At 69.0% G+C, this 21046-nt stretch carries 15 protein-coding genes and 1 CRISPR repeat array; of the genes, 13 read left to right on the plus strand and 2 right to left on the minus strand.

Features of this window, described 5'->3' with window-relative positions; all coding sequences use genetic code 11:
* Nucleotides 1-42: 42 nt before the first annotated feature.
* The 12 genes from ACN268_RS11220 (at nucleotide 43) to ACN268_RS11275 (ending at nucleotide 15113) form a co-directional block, all read left to right on the plus strand.
* The gene (locus ACN268_RS11220) at nucleotides 43-837 is read left to right on the plus strand and encodes a hypothetical protein (protein WP_421483126.1); all 795 of its coding nucleotides are present in this window, start codon (nucleotides 43-45) and stop codon (nucleotides 835-837) included.
* Between the two features lie 204 nt (nucleotides 838-1041).
* Entirely contained in the window at nucleotides 1042-2154 is a 1113-nt protein-coding gene (locus ACN268_RS11225; protein ID WP_421483127.1) for a hypothetical protein, read from the plus strand.
* Nucleotides 2155-2415: 261 nt separating this feature from the next.
* The gene (locus tag ACN268_RS11230) at nucleotides 2416-3054 is read left to right on the plus strand and encodes a hypothetical protein (protein ID WP_421483128.1); all 639 of its coding nucleotides are present in this window, start codon (nucleotides 2416-2418) and stop codon (nucleotides 3052-3054) included.
* A gap of 469 nt (nucleotides 3055-3523) precedes the next feature.
* Nucleotides 3524-4663 carry a DUF932 domain-containing protein gene (locus tag ACN268_RS11235; protein WP_421483129.1) on the plus strand — a complete coding sequence of 380 codons (1140 nt, stop codon included), beginning with the start codon at nucleotides 3524-3526 and terminating at the stop codon, nucleotides 4661-4663.
* A gap of 126 nt (nucleotides 4664-4789) precedes the next feature.
* The gene (locus ACN268_RS11240; RefSeq protein ID WP_421483130.1) at nucleotides 4790-5326 is read left to right on the plus strand and encodes a hypothetical protein; all 537 of its coding nucleotides are present in this window, start codon (nucleotides 4790-4792) and stop codon (nucleotides 5324-5326) included.
* Nucleotides 5327-5478: 152 nt separating this feature from the next.
* The gene (locus tag ACN268_RS11245) at nucleotides 5479-7113 is read left to right on the plus strand and encodes a ParB/RepB/Spo0J family partition protein (protein WP_421483131.1); all 1635 of its coding nucleotides are present in this window, start codon (nucleotides 5479-5481) and stop codon (nucleotides 7111-7113) included.
* 504 nt (nucleotides 7114-7617) lie between these two features.
* A CRISPR array of direct repeats spans nucleotides 7618-8500; the repeat unit is 29 nt; unit sequence CTGCTCCCCGCGCATGCGGGGGTGATCCC.
* A 297-nt stretch (nucleotides 8501-8797) separates the two neighbouring features.
* Nucleotides 8798-9675 (plus strand): IS5 family transposase gene (locus tag ACN268_RS11250; protein WP_421486857.1). Its coding sequence is split into 2 segments (ribosomal slippage): nucleotides 8798-9187 and nucleotides 9190-9675, totalling 876 coding nucleotides; the frame shifts between segments, so codons are not numbered across the junction.
* A gap of 265 nt (nucleotides 9676-9940) precedes the next feature.
* Nucleotides 9941-10402, plus strand: a complete 462-nt coding sequence (locus tag ACN268_RS11255) for an IS1096 element passenger TnpR family protein (RefSeq protein WP_421483132.1) — start codon at nucleotides 9941-9943, stop codon at nucleotides 10400-10402.
* Between the two features lie 942 nt (nucleotides 10403-11344).
* Nucleotides 11345-12019, plus strand: a complete 675-nt coding sequence (locus tag ACN268_RS11260) for a hypothetical protein (protein WP_421483133.1) — start codon at nucleotides 11345-11347, stop codon at nucleotides 12017-12019.
* 483 nt (nucleotides 12020-12502) lie between these two features.
* The gene (locus tag ACN268_RS11265; protein WP_421483134.1) at nucleotides 12503-13405 is read left to right on the plus strand and encodes a hypothetical protein; all 903 of its coding nucleotides are present in this window, start codon (nucleotides 12503-12505) and stop codon (nucleotides 13403-13405) included.
* Nucleotides 13406-13683: 278 nt separating this feature from the next.
* Nucleotides 13684-14325: a GGDEF domain-containing protein gene (locus ACN268_RS11270; RefSeq protein ID WP_421483135.1), complete on the plus strand. Its 642-nt coding sequence runs from the start codon at nucleotides 13684-13686 to the stop codon at nucleotides 14323-14325.
* A gap of 110 nt (nucleotides 14326-14435) precedes the next feature.
* A complete protein-coding gene (locus ACN268_RS11275) occupies nucleotides 14436-15113 on the plus strand; it encodes a hypothetical protein (RefSeq protein ID WP_421483137.1) in 678 nt (225 codons plus the stop codon).
* 11 nt (nucleotides 15114-15124) lie between these two features.
* Here ACN268_RS11275 and ACN268_RS11280 read toward each other — a convergent pair whose 3' ends face one another.
* Nucleotides 15125-15553 (minus strand): hypothetical protein, encoded by a 429-nt coding sequence (locus tag ACN268_RS11280; protein WP_421483138.1) that lies wholly within the window; start codon nucleotides 15551-15553, stop codon nucleotides 15125-15127.
* A gap of 207 nt (nucleotides 15554-15760) precedes the next feature.
* Here ACN268_RS11280 and mobF point away from each other — a divergent pair, with 207 nt between their 5' ends.
* The gene (gene mobF, locus ACN268_RS11285; protein ID WP_421483139.1) at nucleotides 15761-20044 is read left to right on the plus strand and encodes a MobF family relaxase; all 4284 of its coding nucleotides are present in this window, start codon (nucleotides 15761-15763) and stop codon (nucleotides 20042-20044) included.
* Between the two features lie 313 nt (nucleotides 20045-20357).
* Here the strand turns inward: mobF and ACN268_RS11290 are convergent, their stop codons facing one another.
* Nucleotides 20358-20993: a hypothetical protein gene (locus ACN268_RS11290; protein ID WP_421483140.1), complete on the minus strand. Its 636-nt coding sequence runs from the start codon at nucleotides 20991-20993 to the stop codon at nucleotides 20358-20360.
* Nucleotides 20994-21046: the final 53 nt, after the last annotated feature.

A 21046-nucleotide genomic window follows, 5' to 3' on the forward strand; every position in this document is an offset into this window, starting at 1 on the left:
GGCCCTCCGCCGCCGACACCGTCTCCGAGTAGCGCACCGCCGGTGCCAGCCGGGCCGGTCCTGACCCGCTTGGCCGCCACCCTCACCGACGCGCCCGCCGACACCACCCGTGGTGGTTACCAGTACGTCGAACGCCGCACCTGGTACCGGGACCTCATCGGACCACCCGGCCCCACCGGGTGGCCCGAACGGATCCGCGTCGACCAACTGTGGCGCACCGACGATGCCGCCAAGGGCCGGCTGGTCAGCGTGCACCTCGAAACCCACCGCTGCATCCCCGACGACGGCGAAAGCGGCAGCTGGGCTGGCCGGACCGGGGACCGGTTCGACCAACCCCCACCGAGACAACCCGACGCCCTGCGCACCCACCTGCTCATCGCGGGCGGTCCTGGGGAAAACCGTCCGCAGGACATCGTCGGCGGGGTCGCGATGCTCTACGAACGCCACGCGCTCACCCGTCCGGTCCGGGCCGCGGTCCTGCGGCTCCTCGCGCAGCAGCCCGGTCTCCTGGCCCAGGCCGGCGTCACCGACCGCATCCAGCGGCCCGGCACGGACCTCATCCTCCCGTACACCGACCGCTCCGGTGTGCCGCGACGCGACATCCTCACCATCGACGCACGCAGCGGCGTCCTGCTCGCCGCCCGCAGCGTTATCACCGGCCCCATCCCGCCCCAGGATCCACGCCTGGGACCCGACTTCCCGACGCTGATCGTCGCCGAGGCAGCCAACTACCGGCTCTACGTCGACAGCCGCCGCACCCCGAACGCCCACACACCGGCAGCTGGCTGCCAGCAGCCCACCCTCCGGTCGACGCAGAGCAACACCTCGCCGCGGTGAGAGGTAACAGGCGCCACGCCGATCCTCAGCCGCTGGCGACTCCTCGCATCCCCGACGGGCCGCCGCACGCCTCTGACCATCACCCCGTCACCGCCGAGATCGACATCTGAGGCGCCGGAACCCCTCCGACCGCCCCGACGATTGCTCTGGCGGGCCCAACATCTCATCGCCCCCGATCCCCAGCCTGTCGAGGACCAACCTCCTGTGGCCAAGCCCCGCAAGTACACCTCCGACGTCATCGCCGACGCAGTACGCCAGGTTGAGGCTGCCCGCGCGACGGGACGACGCGGCCCGATCAGCACCGTCGCCCGGGAACTCCACCTCGACCGTCGACTACTCCAAAGCTGGGTGACCAAAGCCCGCGCCCAAGCAGCCACCGCGGTACCGCCCACCACGCCGCGCGCCGATGTCGACAATGACCTGGTTGTGCTACCGGACGGCATGCTCCACTGCCTGTTCTGCCAGCAGCCCATGACCGCAATCTTCACCACCGTCGGGCTCGTCTACGACTGCCCGCCACCATGCCGCCGTCCCCCACTGAACGCAGTGGCCGTCGCCGAGGCCGTCGGGCAAGTGGTGCTGCAACACGCCGCCCGTCTCGTGCCCGCCCTCACTCACCCCAAGCGCGAGGTTATCGCCGCTATACACGCCCACCGGCTCATCGCCCGCATCACCGCCGGCGGGCATCCCGCCGACCTGCGTATCACCTGGCCTGCCACCGCCCGACCCCGCCATGCCCTGACCGAGGAGCTTCGCCTCGCCCGCCAACTCGCCACCACCGACCCGGCGCGCGCCCACCGCCTCCTGCAGAGCATCCTCACCGGCGTCGATCCCGCCACCACCGCCATCAGCACCCTCCACGCCGAAGCCGCCCACCTGCTCGCCACGCTCCTGCACAGCATTGCCGCGATCCGTTGGGCGGACTACGCCCATCGCAGCCTCACCCACCTCCACGGCCCTACCGCCCCGCCCACACTGACCGCTGCACACACCCTCGCCACCGCCCACCGCCAAGCCGGCCACCACCAGCGGGCATACGGCCTCTACCGGCAGCTCGCCGACCACCTGGCCGACACCGTCGGAGCCGATGCCCACCAGACTCTCGCCGTACGGGCCACCAGCGCCCTCGTCCTGCACGACCTCGGCCACCACGAGGCGGCCCGGACGCTGCTCGCTGACGTCATCAACCGTCACCGCCGTGCTCACCCCGGGCATCCCGCCACCGCCCGCATGGTCGACCACCTCGACCGTCTGCGGCACCAGCAGACTGCTTCCTCCCCGACCTTGGTCGGGTCTGCCACTGAATGTCGGCCATGACGGGCCCGGAGAGGGTCGGTGGCCGGGTGCCATCGGAGGGGCGATGAGGTCGTCGCCGCCTCCTCACCGCTGATCTTCACTTCGACAAGCTCAACACACCGTCGAGCCCATGACTCTGCACCACGACCCCTGAGGACCGTTCGAGATCAACTCAACAGCGACTTCCCGTGAGCGGAGAACGACCCATCGCTCTTGCGCTGGTAGGATCGCCGAAACTTCGGTCGCGCCCGAAGCCATATCGGGGTGTACAGCGCGAGTGAGGTGTTGGTTGAAGAACGGCGGCCGGGGTTGCCGCATCGCCGGCTTGCCGACGATGTCCCGGCCGCCTCAACCGTCAACCGTGACCAGCAGGCGGGGGTTGGCGTGGAGATCCGCGACATCGACGGCCGCCCCCACACCGACATCGCGGGGGCAGCAGAGCTGACCGGCAGGTCGCAGCAGACCGTACGACTCAAGACCTCCCCCAAAGCTCGCGCCCAGGGATCCGGCTGGCCCGCGCCGACCCTTCAGGGCAAGAAGGCATGGTTTGCCGTTGACGACCTGGAGCACGTCCGGGATGTGGTGATTCCCCGGCTCGCCGAGCTGCACCGCGCCCGCGTTCACCACGTATCACTCGAGGGCGACCCAGACGCGCTCGTCTCCGCCACCGAATTCCGGGGGATCATCGACCAGCAGAACTGGGGTTGGGGAAAGTACGTCGAGCTCAGCAAGCCCGCCTGGGAACGCGGCGAAGACGGCTACCTCCCGCTGCCGGACAAGCAGGAGCCAGCGCCCGTGCAGGGCGTTGTTCGCTACTGGCGTCGTCGCCGCGTGCAGGAATGGATCAACTCCCGGCCGGGAAAAGTCGCTGGCCCAGCCGCGCCGGAATCACCCACCCACTCCCCCGACGACAGCGCGTAACAACTGCCGCCTCGTCCGACCCCCTCAGCCCAGGTGTCGACGCTTGGCGCATACCACCTCCCGAGCTGCATCGACCTTCGGCCGATGGCCTCCGGCCAGGGCAGCGTCCCGCCGCTGCACCGCGGCGCCTCGCCGGCGAGGCAGGCTCCGGGGAGGGAGACGTGCGCCTTCCCGGCAACCTGCCGCAAGGGCAATCATGGGGTGGGCTGGTTGTCCAGCCACACCCCAAGCTGGACAACCAGCCCACCCCATGATCGATCGATGATCAGGCCGCCGGGAAGTCTCCCGCCACGAGATGAAACGACGGCCATCATCACTCTTCGCATTTCAGCGAGTACGTAAAGTCGTTCAAAACAGCCCGTCGATGGGCGGACAACCACAAGAGCCATGCTGTATCATTAAATACATGAGGGAGAGGGGACGGCAACCCCCAATCTCACAACCAACACCCAACCGAAGGGAATCACACGTGACCACCGCTCTCAATTCGATCCCACTCACCACCCGAAATGCCAATCTGCACGACCTGAACGCCATTCTCCAACAACAACACGCGTGCAAGCTGGACATCGTCGCCGGCACCGCCATGCTCCAGGCCGAAGGATGCCACCTGCGCATCACCGGCGCAGAACCCATGATCAGCGAGTACGGCGTCACCCCCGCAGACGGCCTCTACCTGCCCACCGAGATCGGTGACGCGGGAATCGGCGACAAGCTCGGAATCCCCGCCAGCTACCTGCGCAAGACCCGCACCCAGGCACACAGCCTCTGGGACACCAACGTCAACGGCTGGCTCGACCTGCACCAGGGCAAGCGCTACCTGGCACGGTGCCTCTCCGATGGCAACGGCAGTGGCATCCTGCGCGCCTTCCTCAGCGACGGCTACAAAATCATCGACAATCTCGACGTCCTCATGGCAGTGCTGTCGGGCATTCGGGACTCCGGACTACAGGTGCACTTCTCGTGTGACCTCAGCGAACGCCGCATGGTCGTCCGCGTGCACTCGGAGGCCATCAAATCGCTGGCCCCTGCCCTCCTGGGCAACTACCGCAGCCCCTTCACCGGAGCGACCGGCGCCGACAACCCGACCGTCTTCGCCGGCCTCGTCTTCACCAACAGCGAAACGGGCGGCGGCGCGTTCAGCGTCGTACCCCGGATCGTCGTGCAGGTCTGCAACAACGGCGTCACCATCACCAGGGACGCGCTTCGCGCCGTGCACCTGGGAGCCAAGATGGACGAGGGCGCGATCCGCTGGAGCAACGACACCCAGCAGGCCAACCTGACTCTCATCGGCAAGCAGGCCCGCGACGCCGTACACCGCTTCCTCGACGTCCGGTACGTGCAACGCAAGATCGAAGAGATCGAGGAGAAGGCCGGGCGACGCATCCCCGACCCGGACCACACCATCAAGGTCATCGGCCAGCGACTGCGCTTCACCGAGGACGAGCAGCGACTCATCCTGAACCACTTCATCGACGGCGGGGACCGTACCGCCGGAGGGATCCTGCACGCGGTGACCAGCGTCGCGCAGACCCTCACCGACCCTGACGCCGCGTACGACATGGAAAGCGTCGGGATACGCGCACTGGAGATCGCCGCCACGGCGTGACCCACCTGCCGGGTGCCACCAGCCACCAACGGTGGCACCCGGCAGGCCACCGACTCCGGTCACTCGTCAGTCCCAGCTCGCGGCTCCGCGAGCAAGACCATCACGCTCCCGCACGTTGGAGTAACCATGCCCATGTTCATCGGGCTGCCCCACGGCGTATCGCTGCCCCGCAATCTCGCGGAACCCGACGCCCGGCACCTCGTCACCGTTCTCGCCCGCACCTACCAATGGACCGGCCCCCTCTTCGGCCGGGCAGAAGTAGCGGCATACCTACACGATCAGCAGGACCATCCCGACAATCCGTCAACCCTGACGCTCACCGACGCAGACTGGCAACGCATCCGGCAGACCGCCGCCTGGCGAAACCTCGCGAGCACCGCCCGCCGTGCGGTCACCGCAGCCGACACCATCGGCCAGGCCCTACGACAGGCCGGGCTCCGCTGCGCCGAATGCGACTCGCCAGTCACCGGCCCACCCACCGCAACGTGGGGACTCTGCCCGGTCTGCCTCAACAGCGCAGACCTCGCCGACCTGCAACGCCGGCCGTGCCCAGCCGGCGACGGCGAAACATCGCACAGCTGGGGCGACAACGCCTGCACCAACTGCTCCATGCCGGCACCGGTGAGCCGACCCCACCTCGCGGCCGTCGTCACCGCAGCCTGACCAGCACCGGCAACCCCACGGCACCCCACGCCGTACCGCCGCCAGGCCGGTGACAGCCGGCACCTGACGGTGAACCCCACGACTACCGGCGCGGGCTGGACGGCAACCCAGCCGCGATCGGAACCCAACACCCACAACGAAAGGCACGAACCGTGCAGACCGAAACGACACCTGCGCCGCAGACCACCCCGCCGGATCACGGCCCGGCCGAGGCGGACGTCCGCCCCACCGACCAGCCGGCCGCGACCGCCGTCGACGAAGCTGGCGAGAGCGCACCGGCTCTGCCAGGCCGGTACCGCCTCGTCAAGGTGACGGACCTCCGCCCCAACCCGGACAACGTCCGCGACGACGCACAGGCGCTGCCCGGCATCGTCGAGAACCTTCGAGAAGACGGCGTACGCGGCCTGGTCTCCGCACTCACCGTGACACCCATCGGTGCGGATCCCGAAGGCCCCTACCTGATCGTCGACGGTGAACAGCGCTACTGGTCCGCCATCGAAGCCAACCAGGAATACGTACCCGCCATCATCCGCGACGACCTGGCGGAGAACCGCGAGCAGCTCATCAGCATGCTGCGGCAGGTCCACCGCAAGGACCCCACGGCCACCCAGCAGGCCCGGGGTATCCAACAACTCGCCCTCACCGGCATGGACGACAACGACATCGCCCGCCGCACCGGCTACGACCGCGAACAGGTACGGGCCGGACGGCAACTCGCCACCCTGGACAAGAACACCACCGACCGCACCCATGCCCTCGGCCTCGACCTGACCCAGGTGGCAGCCCTCGCCCAGTTCACCGACCGGCCCGACTGGATCGCGCACCTCCTGGAGCAAGCCGAAGAAGGCCCCTTCGCCTTCGCCCGCGCAGTGGAACGCACCCGGCGTACCCGCGCCGCCCTCGACGCTCAGACCAGCCGCCACGCCGCACTCACCGAAGCCGGGATCGCCACCCTCGCCACCCGCCCCGCCTACACCGACAGCACGGTCAAGGAGGTCACCGATCTACGCGATGCCGATGGGCAGCGCATCGACGCCGAAGCGCACCTCACGTGTCCCGGCCACGCCGTCTTCCTGTCGATCCAGCACGACGAGCTGACCGAGACCGCCTACTGCACCAACTGGCACGCCAACGGCCACACCCTGCCCGCCTACCTCGCGCCATCGGCCCGCAGCGGACCCATGAGCGAACAGGAGAAGGCAGAACGACGGCGCGTGATCGAGAACAACAAGGCCATGGACATCGCCAACACGGTACGTCGCGAGTGGCTGACCACGTTCCTGACGGCCAAGGCCCCACCCAAGGGCACCGCGAAGCTGCTCGCCGAAGCCCTCGCCGACTCCGGATACATCCTGTCCACGTGGATCAACGGCGGCCGGAGGATGCTCGACGAACTCCTCTACCCGGGTAAGGCCAAACGGGCCGGCATGAAGCGGGTTCCCGCTCGAGGCAACGACGGACGGTACGCGGTGATCTCCCTCGCCGCCATCGCCGCCGCGAACGAGAGCGGCATCAGCAGAAGCTCATGGCGGGTGGCCGATCCAGGAGTCGCGAACTGGCTGCGGTGGTGCGTCACCAACGGCTTCCAACTCAGCGAGGTCGAACAGCTCATCCTCGACACCGCCGACGGGCGCGCAAAGCAGCACGCTGACGTCACGGCCGCCGTATCGCAGTCCGCGCCGCGTCCGGGCACGCCCAAGACGGACACCGTCGAACGCAGCGCAACGGTCGACGACTCGCCTGGGGCCGATGCGGATGCGCCTGTCGGTTCGGCTCCCGTCGTCTGATCCTGTCGGTCAGGGGTCAGCCAGGCTTCGGCCCGGCTGGCCCCGCCGCACCGACGCCATCAGCGGGTTCACATTGACTACCATGCTGTACGTCAGCGGGGACCTCAACCAGCGGAGGCAGGACCGACCACATGAACGAGCCCTCAGCCAAAGTGAACAAAAACAGCGAAGTTGATCTTTAGCGCCCCAGGTCAAGACGTCTGCTCCCCGCGCATGCGGGGGTGATCCGACGCGCGGCGGGGAGCCACCGAAGGCCATTCGCTGCTCCCCGCGCATGCGGGGGTGATCCCGCGGCAAGGACATGCCCGTCGACGCCGAGCCCCTGCTCCCCGCGCATGCGGGGGTGATCCCCATCGGCGGGTACCGGGCCAACGGCTCCGTCCCTGCTCCCCGCGCATGCGGGGGTGATCCCTCGGGCGACGCCGAGCAGGCGTACGTCATGCACTGCTCCCGCGCATGCGGGGGTGATCCCCTGGTGGCGGTCTCGTGCGATACGGACCGGTCCTGCTCCCCGCGCATGCGGGGGTGATCCCTCCGCCCACACGGCGGACCTGGACCTCCAGCACTGCTCCCCGCGCATGCGGGGGTGATCCCGGGTCCGCGCTGTCCGGCGGTCCGCACTCCGACTGCTCCCCGCGCATGCGGGGGTGATCCCGGGCCGTAGACCGGGCTGTCCCTGACCAGCGCCTGCTCCCCGCGCATGCGGGGGTGATCCCCGATCCTGCTCAGCCCGCGACGCCGAACGATCCTGCTCCCCGCGCATGCGGGGGTGATCCCTGCTAGCCAAGGCCGGCGCACCCGGTGCACGTCTGCTCCCCGCGCATGCGGGGGTGATCCCTTCGTCTCGTCGCGGGTAGTGCCCTTGCCCTTCTGCTCCCCGCGCATGCGGGGGTGATCCGGACAGCATCAACGCCGACCGCCGGCAGGTGTCCTGCTCCCCGCGCATGCGGGGGTGATCCTGCTGCCCCCATCACTCCGGGTGGTCGGTGTGCCTGCTCCCCGCGCATGCGGGGGTGATCCTTCGCGGTGGGAAGCGGAATGGACGGCCGACATCTGCTCCCCGCGCATGCGGAGGTGATCCGCCGCTGCCCTGGTAGCTACGTACCGCATCCCCCTGCTCCCCGCGCATGCGGGGGTGATCCCCGGCGGCCCGAGCGCGGGCGATCGCCGCACGTCTGCTCCCCGCGCATGCGGGGGTGATCCCGTCGCGATGCTGCACAGCGCGTTACGTCCACGCTGCTCCCCGCGTATGCGGGGGTGATCCCTGGCGCGACCGGATCGCGAACGCGTTCGGGTACTGCTCCCCGCGCATGCGGGGGTAATCCGACGCTATCGCAGGCCGCGCAGTACAGCCGGCACTGCTCCCCGCGCATGCGGGGGTGATCCGGGCGGCCGTTGTGCCTGTCGGTCGCGCACATCGGTCTGATCCCCGCGCGTGCGGGGTGATCCCCCGCCCGGCGGAACCGACGGGTCAAACACCACCTGTTCCCCGCGCATGCTGGGGTGATCGGCTGACGAATGGTGATCCGTGCGCCTAGGCCCTGTATCGAAGTCGGTGTCAGGGCTTGAGCTGCTGGCTTGAGGATCTTGGTGTGTCGGTGGTCGAGATGTGACGAGGTCTCCGGTAGATGGTTCAGCGACCAAGCAGAACCTGAATACCGGAGACCTCGTGGACACCCTAGCGGTGACGAGGCGGCACGACCTGACCGACGCGCAGTGGGCGGTACTGCAGCCGTTGCTGCCGGCGCCGAAGCGGCCGGGTCGTCCGTCGTTGTGGAGTAGGCGGCAGTTGATTGACGGGATCCGGTGGCGGGTCCGGGTGGGTGCTCCGTGGCGGGATGTGCCGCCGCGCTACGGCTCCTGGTCGGCGGTGTACGCCCTGTTTCGGCGTTGGCAACGCGACGGGACCTGGCAGCGGATCCTCACCGCGTTGCAGGCCCTCGCCGACGCGGCCGGGCAGATCACCTGGGATGTGTCCGTGGACTCCACGAGTGCCCGCGCCCATCAGCACGCTGCCGGGGCGCGGAAAAGGGGGATCTGCAGGCCGAAGCGCCCGGCGGTGTCAGCGTCGAGCCTGCCGATCATGCCCTCGGTCGTTCTCGTGGCGGATTGACCACGAAGCTGCACCTGGCGTGCGAGCAGGGGCAGAAGCCCCTGGCCATGGTGCTGACCGCCGGACAGCGCGGTGACAGTCCGCAGTTCATCCCGGTCCTGGCCGCGATCCGGGTTCCCCGCCTGGCCACCGGCCGGCCGAGGACCCGACCCGACCGGGTCCTGGCCGATAAGGCGTACACGTCGAGAGCCAACCGTCGTTACCTGCGTCGACGCGGGATTGCCGCGACGATCCCGTCGAAGGCCGACCAGGATGCCAACCGGCGTCGGAAGGGGTCGAAGGGCGGCCGGCCGCCGGCCTTCGACCCCGAGCGGTACAAGCAACGCCACGCCGTGGAGTGCGGTATCAACCGACTCAAACGCAACCGCGCCGTAGCGACCCGCTTCGACAAGCTCGCCGTGCGATACGAAGCCACGATCCACATCGCCGCGATCGGCGAGTGGCCGTGATCGACTTCGACACACGGCCTAACGGCGGTGACCAGTTCGAGTCAGACCACGTACGGAGGGCTATCGACCAGGGTGCCCAGTCAGGCACGTCCCGGCTCGTCCATACCGCGCAAGAGGCATCGGTGACGTTCCGTAGTCTTCGGAGGAAGACGAGGGGCTGGCGATAGAAGGGGGAACGGTGGCGCGCACCTGGCTGTCCGTACGAGTGGAGTTGGTCTCTGGGCGTGGCGTCGATCTGTGGCCTCGACCCGGCAGGGTTTTCGCGGTGAGCCGATCGCACACCTTCGCTCAGTTCGCCGAGGCGATCGACCTTGCGTTCGCCCGCTGGGACCTCGCCCACCTGCACATGTTCACTCTGACTAACAAGACCTCCATCGTTCCCCTTGAGCTATGGGACGGTGAGACCCCGGAGCACAGCATCGACAGCACCAGGACCAAGCTGAGTCGGCTGGGTCACGGCGAGCAGTTCGCGTACGTCTTCGACTTTGGTGACGACTGGGCGCACCTGTGTACGGTCGCCGAGTCCCGCATCGACCCGCTGGAGACGTTCGGCGGCCTGCCCGCCGAACCGATGCCGTACTTCGGCTGGGGTGACCTTCCCGATCAGTACGGGCGGCGTTGGAACGCCGACGACGGCGAATCGTCACCGCCGCAACCGCCGTCCCGACCATTGACGGACCTACCACCACTCCTACCGTGGTGGGGGCCGCAAGAACGCAGCCGGTAGCGACACCACAGCCACCCGACCTGCTCCTGGTGGCCCACCCGCACGCCGGCACGGACTTGCGCTCCGGGCACCGCACTCAACCCGGAGAACACTGCCGTCCTCGGTTCGTCGCACTCCGGACCGCTGCTCCCGCGGTCACCGGCCGGGCCGGCCGGCCTGGTGCCACGGCACTCCCCGCGGCCGGCCCGCCCTGCCAACTCCGCGCCCACCAGACCATGCACGTTCCGCCCACACCCAGCATAAAGGTGTATAATAATTGTAGTATTGGGGATGGCGAACCCCCGGCGGCAGCAAACCACACAGGAGTTCACATGCCGACCCGCCCGAACACCGGACCCACACCGACAACCCCATGTCCGCTCGACTCGAATGACGACCTCGCGCGGATACTCGATCGCGACGGCCGCTGGCGGCTCTTCCGAGACAACAACCCGCACGGCCTCCGGCTCGACGCCCACGGAGACCGATGGAGCCTCACCCGGGAGCACTACACCCGGACCACGACCGCCAGCGGCGAACGATGGGAACTGGTCGGCGAACCCTCGCCGATCTGCCTAGGCGGTTGGGACACCCAACGCCAGGAGTACGTCGCCCGCCGACTGCCCGCCGGCACGGTGATCGCCAGCGGCGACACCCAGTACGGGGTCCTGGCTCGCGCCGCTCGCCGGTGCCTACCGAACGCGCAGCATCCCACGAGGTCCGGCGAGTAGGGCAGGTGAAGTCACACAGCGACGATCCAGGCGGCGACCGGGGGGTTAGTTTGGCGAACTCCCCCCGGCCGCCTGGCGTCCGACGCCACACAGGCCCCAAGAGCCATCACCGCCGGACACGTGCCCGCCATCGTACGACAGCGCCTGCTCACGCTTGCTCAACGTGACCCGCCAACCCACCCGGCACCCGGCCATCCGGTCCACCACGCGGCGCGTGCGGCATCATCACCTCATGCCCACCCGCTCCCCCGACCCCGATCTCGTCAACCGGGCCGAAGCAGCAGCGATCCTCGGCATCTCCGTCAGCCGCCTCGACCGGCTGTACCACGATCGCTCCACCACCGGCTTCCCGTCCCGCGCGGACGGCCACTCGTGGCACCGCAGCGACATCACCCGGTACCGGCCCCCGGCGGAGCAGGTCACCCGAAGCGCCCAGGCCAGCATCGACCGCTCCGGCGACCCCGACGAACTGGTGGACGCCGCCACGGCAGCCCAGATCCTCGGCTACCGGGAACGCAGCGCCCTGCACGGCAACAACCCGGTGTGGCTACGGCTGAAGGAATGCGCCGACGACGTTTCGCTGACCCCCGGCGGGCGCAGCCGCAGGCGCTGGAAGCGCAGCACCGTCTGGACCATCGCCGAGAGCCGCATCGATAGAGGAGGCACCAGAGCGACTGCGGGCCGTCCAGCCGGCACCCCCGCCGGGCACCCCGATCGGTCCGGTGACCCGGACGAACTCGTCGGACGAGCCGAAGCCGCCCGGGTGCTCGGCTACAGCCACCCCAACGCCCTCCCACCGCAGGCCTTGGACCTCGCCGACGAGCAGAGCACCGGGCCGAGTGGACGCCGCCGGCTCCGCTGGCGGCGGAAAACCCTGTGGACCATGCTCGACGAACGCGGCGCCTGAGCACACCGCCGTCACAAACCCATCCGCCGGTACGCGCCGCAGCCATCCGGCCTCACCGCCACGGCCCTGGCGGGCCGTATAACCGGAAGCGGCCTGCGGCCGCACTGTTCGAAACCCCTCCTTCCAACGGTGGGGCCGGGACAGGCTAGCGGCGTGCTCGCTCCGGTCAAGTCCGGTCGCGGCTCGGAAACATCATGCACACCCCGCATGATCTTTCCTCGAAACCCCGTGCCCGAACTTGACCTCCACTGCGCGCGCCACGGTCGAGCAAGCTCGCCCCCACCGCCGAAAGAAGTGGGGGGCGCATCAGCTGCCGACCCACGCACCGTCCGAGGCGCAACCGGCGGACCCGCACATCAAGACCATCTGAAAAAGCCCACCGGCAGAGGCAAGCAGACCCGCAATGGTGTATAGTAATAGTTGTTCAGGAGGGGACGGCGAACCCCCTCCGGACGCCCACACAACCCCGAGGAAAGAGGGCTCATGAGCAGGCACGACCTCACACCCCTACCGCAGTTCGCGCGCCACGAAGCGACCGTCGGCTGGGACCGGCCGCTGCGCACGTACTTCGCCGTCGTCACGGACCCCGACATCGACGACGAGACCGCCGAAGGCGCAACGCCCCTGCACCTCGGAGCAGCCGAGCAGGTCACCGACCCAGCCGTGATCATCGAAGCCGTCCGCCCGTACGCCCACATCCCCGACGACCTGCACGCCACGTTGCAGGCGGATCGCGACCGGGAGGGCCTGGGACACTCGAACCACCACGTCTTCTTCACCACCCCGGAAGACACCAGAACTGCCCCGCCGTCACACTGCCCGACGCAGCAACACACCGGCAACCTGCCCGAACGTCCAGAGCCGAGCCGACACGAGGGCACCGACAGCCGGCAACCGCTCGCCCTGCTACACCGGCCCACGATCGGCGGACTCGTCGTACCGTGGATCACCGTCCAGATGCCGGACGGCCGCTACCGGTTCGGCGCGATCGACGCCCACCGCCTCATGGCATGCCTGCACAACCAACGCTGCCAGATCTGCGGCCAGCCGACCCACTCACCGTTCGTGTTCGCCATGCGCGACGTCGACATCGCCCGTCTCATCGCCCCCGAACCGCCGATGCACCCCGAGTGCGCCACCTACAGCGCCACCGCCTGCCCGATGCTCGCCGGCAGGATGCCCCGATACCGCGATGACCAGGCAGGCGACCCCACCGCCTCCGGCGACCCGGACAGCGCCCGCGCCGGGCACCCGGCACACCCGTGGCACCTGCTCTGGGCGAAGACGTACCGCCCAATCGTCGACCTACGCACGCAACAGCCGGCCGCACGGATCGCGCCCGGCGACGTCCTCCGCGTCCGGCCCATAACAGAGCCGACCACCTGAACCACCACCTGCGGAGCCCGGCGGTGAACCAACTGCGACCGCCGGGCCCCGCAGGTGACCAACCTCCACCCCGAGGACACCGCGTCGCCAACGAAGGTCGCCCAGAGTGGCTGGACGACCACACCGGCCCGGCAGCGGGCACCCGCGCGGTGACACCTGGTCGACGACACCCACCAGCCCAGCAACCAACCGACCAAGGTTGCTGTATAGAAACAGCCATTTTTGCGGGACGGCGAACCCCGCACCAACACCACACACCCCAGCCAAGGGAGTAGTCCATGCCGAGATCGGCCACTCTCGCACTCCTGTTCAGTACGAGCTGCTGTTGCCTCCTGCTCATCGCGTACACCCTGCGGCTACGCGGCCACCTGGCCGCCGCCCGCCACGAAGCCCGCCACGACGAACTGACCGGCCTTCCCAACCGCCGCGCCATGCTCGCCCACCTCGACCACCTGCTCGGCAACCCCACCCAGCAGGTCACCGCGCTCCTGCTCGACCTCGACCGTTTCAAGACCATCAACGACGAACACGGCCACGCCGCCGGAGACTTCGTCCTCCGCCACGTCGCCGTCACCCTGACCCGCACCGCGCCACCCCGGACCGTTGTCGGCCGGATGAGCGGAGACGAGTTCCTCATCATCATCAACGGTGACGCCGACGCCGCCCGCGACTGCGCCCAGGCCGCCACGAACGCGCTCGCCAACGCAACGATCACACTGCGCTGGGAGCCATTCCACTGCCACGCCAGCATCGGCCTCGCCACCGCCGGCCCCGGCCGCCGTGCCACAACCGAACTCCTGGCACAGGCAGACGCCGCCATGTACGCGGCCAAGCAGGCAGGCGGAGGCGTCCGCGAATACCACCCAGACCTGACCGACCTCAGCACGCGCACCGACAACGACCGGCGGCGCTTCCGATAAGCCGCTGATCCGCGTTGCCCGGCCGCGCGCTGTGGCCGGGCAACGCGGATCAGCGTCCCCGCGACGGATACCGCCGATCCCACTCTCCCTCACACGCAAAGGACCTCGCCGTGAGCGCTCTCCGCCCCGCCGAACGCATCATCATCGCCCACGTCTGCCAGGACTGGGCAGCCACGTACCACTCCGGGCCACTGAGGCTCACCATCAACGACACCGTCCGCTACCTCAGCGACGGACACCTGGAAGACCTCACCGCACGGCACGGCCGGAAGGCCATCTGGCAGGCCGTCGCGGCACACCTCCAGGACCACCCCGACACCCTGACCACACCCCGCACCACCGCCCAACAACGCGACCAGCGCCAAACCGAACGCGACGCCCGCGCCGCCGCACACCTCGACGCGGCCTGCCACCACCACCGCCAGGAACTCCCCTTCGAAGCCCTCGCACTCCTCGACCGCGCAGAAATGTGCTCGCCCCGGTTCACCGACTTCGACAAGTACCGGGCCACCGTCCACCGCAAGTTCCCGCCGATCGTCACCACCCACACCGATGAAACCGATCTGCGGTACCGGCACACGCTTAACGTCGCGAGCCCCATCCCCGGCGCACCCGTCGCCTACCACGGGACGCACCAACGGCTATGGGTCTACCCGGGAAGGCGGGTCATCGAAGGACCCTGGCCCGCCGCCATCCCCGAGCAGTGCACCGCCGACGAAACGGCCAGCCGCTGGCTCGCCCACCACACCGTCCTGGTGTGCACCGGATGCGGACTCGACATGACCTGACCGAACGCCGGTCAACCACCAACCGCCGCACCGGCGGAGGACTCCCCACCTGACACCGGACCCACGGGTGGACCAGCGTCCTCCGCCGGAGCGCGGCCCCGACGTCGCGACACCACCGCCCCCGTCTGCGCGATCCGCTCCCGCACCATCTTCCCGTCAAAGCCACGCCGCAACGCCCGCACCCTGCTCACGTCCACACCCGCCAACTCAGCAGCCAACCCGTCGTCACGGAGCACCGTCGCCAACACCACCACCGACAGCTCATGCGCCGCCCTCGCCTCACGCACCTCCTCGTCGAGCCTCGCCAACAGCTCACGACGCCGCTCCACCACGTCCGCCAACGCCGCCCCTGCCTGCTCGACCGCCCGCACCGCGCGCCGCTCCACCTCCTGCCGCGCCCGAAGAACACGAACCGCGTCATTCCCCGTTCTACTCGCCATACGACGACCGTAACGACCACTCATCGCCAACAACACAGCCTCCACCACAGGAATCTGCCAATTCGTTCGAATGTAGCCGTAATCCCAGGAGCCACCCTCGATTCCTACTCGGACAATCCGCACCGCCTGCCACCTGCGACAACAACCGAACAACCGCATTTTGCAGTTCTCAAGGCGATACACCCTCTTGCATTCTTCTCCGCAGCAATGAAGTTGATCTTCTACGGTTTCAGCATGTTGTCCATCACGAGAATCTCGCCCGGCAGCGGATACCGGTACGTGATGGAGCAGGTCGCGGCCGGCCGGCACGACATGCGCACCCCCACCGACAACGGGCCGACCCCCTACTACGTGGACCCGACCGCCCGCGGCGAGAGCCCCGGCTGGTGGGCCGGTGACGGTGCCGCCGTGCTGGGCATGAGCGGCCCAGTTGTTGAAAAGCAGATGCGGTTCCTCGTCGGTCAGGGCCGTCACCCTCGATCCGGCTACCAACTGGGGCAGCGGTGGCGCACCTACGCACCGCAGACCGACGCGACCCGGGCTGCCGCTGCCCAGCGCGCGCTCCTGGCTCTCCCGGACGACGCGACAATCGAACAACGCGACAAGGTGTGGCACGACGCCATGACCGCGCCGGAACGCCGGGCGGTGTCCGCCTTCGACGTCACCGTGTCACCGGTCAACAGCGTGTCGCTGCTCTGGGCCTTCGGCGACGCCGAAGTCAAACGGGACGTCATGGCGGCGCACCACGCCGGCGTCCGCATGGTGCTCGACCACCTGGAACGGCACGGCGCCTACGCCCGGGCCGGGGCTGGTGGCGTACGCCAGCTCGACACCGCCGGCCTGGCCGCCATGGTCTTCGACCACCGACTCAGCCGTGAACGCGACCCACAACTACACGCGCACATCGTGGTCAGTGCCAAGGTTCTCGCCCACTCCCACGACGGGACGACCCAATGGCTCGCGCTCGACGGTCGTGCCTTCTACCAGGCAGCGATCGGCGCCCGTGTCGCCTACGAACGCGCGATCGAGGTCGAGCTACACCGACGACGCGGGATCACGTTCGCAGCCCGCCCCGACTCCGGCATCCGGGAGATCGTCGGCATCAGCGACGAGTCCATCCGCCACTACGCCAAGCGCCGCACCGCCATCACCCAGGCGATCCGCCGGCAGGCGAACCCGCAACACCGGATGTCCTCCCGCCGCTGGCGGACCCGGGCGCAGGATGCCACCCTGCGCACCCGCCGACCGCACAAGGGCGCAGAGTCGACCGACGACGCCGTACGCCGGTGGCGCGCCGAAGACCGCAGACATGGCCTGGACACCACGGGTCAGGTCCGCCGACTCCTTGCCGGCCGGGCCCGCGACACGACCGCCGTGAGCGCTACCCGCGTCCTCCAACTGGCCCGACGTACCGCGGATGCCCCGGACGCAGTCGATGAGGCGATGCTGCACGACGCCGCCGTACGGCTGGGCGTACCGCCCGCTCACCGCGCGCGGGTCCTCGCCGCCGCCGTCCGCGCCGACGACCGAATGGCCGTCGCCCGCGCCGTGCACACCCTCAGCCGAGAGCGTGCCGTCTTCACCCTCGACCACCTCGAACTGGCCATCGGCAGGGTTCTCGATATCACGACCGACGAGTCGCCCGCCGACGACTGGCGACGGGTCCAACGCCTCGTCGTCGCCGCCATCACCGAGCAGAGCACCGGCCTGCGGGTCCTCACCCCGCCGGCACTCGTGCAGTGGGGACCGGCCCTGCAACGCGGCAGTGACCGGCACAGCGAATACACCCGACACCGGGACCTTCACCTCACCACCCGCAGCGTCCTCGCCGCCGAGCAACAGGTCATCACCTACGCCCGGCAACGAGGTGCACGCCCCGTACCGGCCAGGGTCATCGACGCCGTCATCGACCAGGCCGAACTGACCGACGAGAAGTCCGAGATTCTGCGCTTCCTCATCGGAGACGACCGCCGCGTCACCGGCGTCATCGGCCCCGCCGGAACCGGAAAGACACATCTGCAACGGGCCGTGGTCGCCGCTGGAGCCGGCGCCGACGTACCCGTGCTCGGCCTCACCACCAGCCAGTCCGCCGCGAACCTCCTCGCCGACGCCACCCGCCAACCCGACGGCACCACCCTGCGTACGGAAAACATCGCCCGGTGGTTCCACGCCCAGCGTCGGCCACCACCCGGATCGGTGGCCCGCGACTGGCGGTTCGCCCCCGGACAGTGGGTCATCATCGACGAGGCGTCGCAGGTCTCCAGCCACGACCTGGCCCGCCTCACGGTCCAACTCGATGAGGTACGCGGAAAGCTCATCCTCGTCGGCGACCCCCAGCAAACCTCGGCCGTCGGCCCCGGCGGGCTCCTGCGCTACCTGGCCGCCCTTGGCGTCACCCGCTCCCTCACCCACGTGCACCGGTTCACCCACCCCTGGGAAGGCCCGGCATCCCTGCGGCTACGCCACGGCGACCCCACCGTCCTCGCCGAATACGACGAGCGCGGACGTCTGATCGGCGGACACCGCAGTGACCTCATCGACCAGATGCTCCCCCGCTGGCTCGCCGACGTCACCGCCGGCCACAGCAGCATGATGCTCGTGGACACCAACGACGAGGCCGTCGCCGTCGCGGAGCGCGCCCGGGCGCTGCTCATCGCCGCCGGTCGTGTCCAACCTGGCCCGTCGGTCCGCCTCCGCGACGGAGTCGCCGCCAGCGTCGGGGACATCATCGTCACCCGACGCAACGACCGACGGATCGCCGCCGGCCCCGGCTACATCACCAACCGGGATCAGTGGCGCATCGACGCCATCACCGGCGACGGGCAACTCCACGTCACCAACGTCCTGACCGGAACCGCCGCCGCACTACCCGCCGCGTACACCATCCGATACACCCACCTTGCCTACGCCCAGACCGCCGACTCGGCGCAAGGGCAGACCGTGGACACCGCCCGCGCGCTCATCGACGACAACACCTCACTGGCCCGGGTCTACGTCATGCTCACCCGCGCCCGCGCGCTCAACGAGGCGTACGTCGTCACCGACGATGAACCGCGCGAGGGCACACCGCCCGCCCCGCCGACCGCCCGCGTCGCCGTGCTCGCCGACATCATGCGCCGGGTGCTGCCGGACCGCTCCGCCACCGAAACCGAACAACAGCTCTGGGCCGACGTCGACGCGCTGCACAGGTGGACCCCGGTCTACGACGACCTGCTCGCACGGGCCCAGATACCCGCGTACCTCGCCACCGTCCGGCAGCTTCACGGCCCCGCGCTCGCCGACCGACTCAGCCGCGACCTCGCGCTGCCGGCACTCATCAGCAAGCTCACCACGTATGCCACGGCCGGCCACGAGCCCCACGACCTGCTCCGCCGGGTCCTGCGTATGCGCGAACTGGACACCGCCGACGACATCGCCGCCGTCCTGTGCTGGCGGCTCGACCATCTCATGCGGCACACCACCGCCGACCCCACCATCGCCGAGCACGCCGACCAGTGGCGTACCCACACCGAACGTCTTCCCGACGGTCTAAGCGGCGACATCGGCGATGCGCTACGCCAGGTAGCCGTAATCTGCGATCGCCGCGTTGAAGCTCTCGCCCACCTCACCGCCGAGACTCGCCCCGCCTGGAGTCTCGCTCTCGGCGACATCCCCGCCGACGACGCCGGCCGACGCCAATGGCTCACCCGGGCGGGCGTCGTCGCCGCCTACCGCGACACCTACCGACTCAGCAACGCACATCCCATCGGCCCCGAACCACCCAGCAACGACATCACCCGCTGGAACGCCTGGCACCGCGCCCGGCTCGTCCTCGGCGCCGCCACCCTCGCCGGGCGACTCACCACCGCACCCGACTCTGAACTCACCCGTCTCGTCACGGCGCTGCGCGCCGCTGACCGTGCAGCGCCGGCCTACGTCGGAGATGAACTACGCGACAGTCACCGCGCACTCGTCGATGCCCAACGCCACCGCTACGAACTCGCGCAGCACCTCGTCACCGCTGAGCAGAACCATGGCTCTGCTGGCAGCCACATCCGACGGTTGCAGCCGCGCTGGTGGCATCGCGGCACGCCGCGCACTCGAAGGCTTGCGGCCCAGCGAAGTCTGAGCGCCTACGCCACGACGGTCGCAATCCAGGTAGGCCGCCTGGAAGGGGAGCTCGCCGCTATCGATCGTCAGATTCTGGACCTCAGCCGACGGGCAACCAACGTTGAGTCTGACCACGCCGTATGGAAGCGCTGGTACGCCGGGGCCCTCCCGACGCGGTACGCCGGGCTTGCTGCCGCTGCTGAGCAAGCCCGGCGTGCTGTCAGTCGCAACAGTCATCTCGCCGGTGCGGTATCTGCCACCATGGCCCGCGTCCAGGCTGTCCACGACACCCGCCCAGCACTTCACAGCAGGCCCGTGCCTGAATACCTCCGTCAGCACGCGCATGACGCACTGCAGCGCATCACTATCGATCCCCAAAGCGCCGAGACAGACGTCGACTGACTGAACGCTCATTTCGTGCTCGAACCAGAGACGAGGGATTCACGTTTCGGCCGCGAAATTAAACACCCCCAAACCTGTCACCACCGCCGATGTGGCTACCCTTAACCAACTGCCCGCTGCCGTATCGGGACGGAGCCATGATTCCCAGGCACGCCGCCGGACGGATAACGAGTTCGCCCCGTCAGATGACAGACACCTCCTAGCTTTACTCAGGAGCGTTCTTCGCAATGTAGCGTTGCTTTTGAGCACGGTATCGGCGGTGCAATCCTTGGGTTTCCCGCTGGCGGCGTGGTGCCAGCAACGGCGGGCCGCGTCAGGTGTCGGCGAGCTGGCCGGGCTGGGGCAACATGCGCAGTTTCGCGTTCATGACGGCGTGCTGCGGTCCAGTGACCATGACCAACGAGGTGCCAACATGGCCTCCGCAGGCGGCCAGTGGAGTCCCAGTGGTCATGTCCGAGCAGGCGAGGTAAACCCACTTAATGCCCTCGTTGCCGTCCACAGAGAGTGTGCGGATTCCGATGGGCTCGGGTGGGTTGTTGGTGTCGAGTCGGTCGATGTACTGCGGTGGTGGCGGGCCGCTGCCCCAGGGGGGCGTGCCTCGGCGTCCCGCCAGTGCGAGCTGGTAGTTGATCAGGGTTGCCCAAAGGTGGTGTGTTACTGAGGCGCCACCTGTGTCGTCGCGGAGTGTGGTGACGTCGACGGTGGTGTCGTGGTCGAGCTCGTGGCCGATGCGGACCTCGACGGGTCGTGGCCGGCCTAGGTCGCGGGCCACACCGTGCACGTCGGCATTGGTGGTCTCCCCGTGCCAACCGACCGTGTGGGCACCGCAGTGGGGGGCCTCCAGCATGGCGAACCGGACCCCGAGCCAGTCGTAGATCTCCTCTGGCGTGGGCGATACCGGCCCTCCGCTAGGGTCATGCTGACCTGACTGTTCCGGGACGTGCGCCATGGTGGAGGCTCCCTCACCTGTCCGTGGTCTCGTGCCGCAGCCTACCCGCTGCC

It is taken from the genome of Micromonospora sp. WMMD735, from assembly GCF_049178995.1.
Taxonomy (GTDB): Bacteria; Actinomycetota; Actinomycetes; order Mycobacteriales; family Micromonosporaceae; genus Micromonospora; species Micromonospora wenchangensis.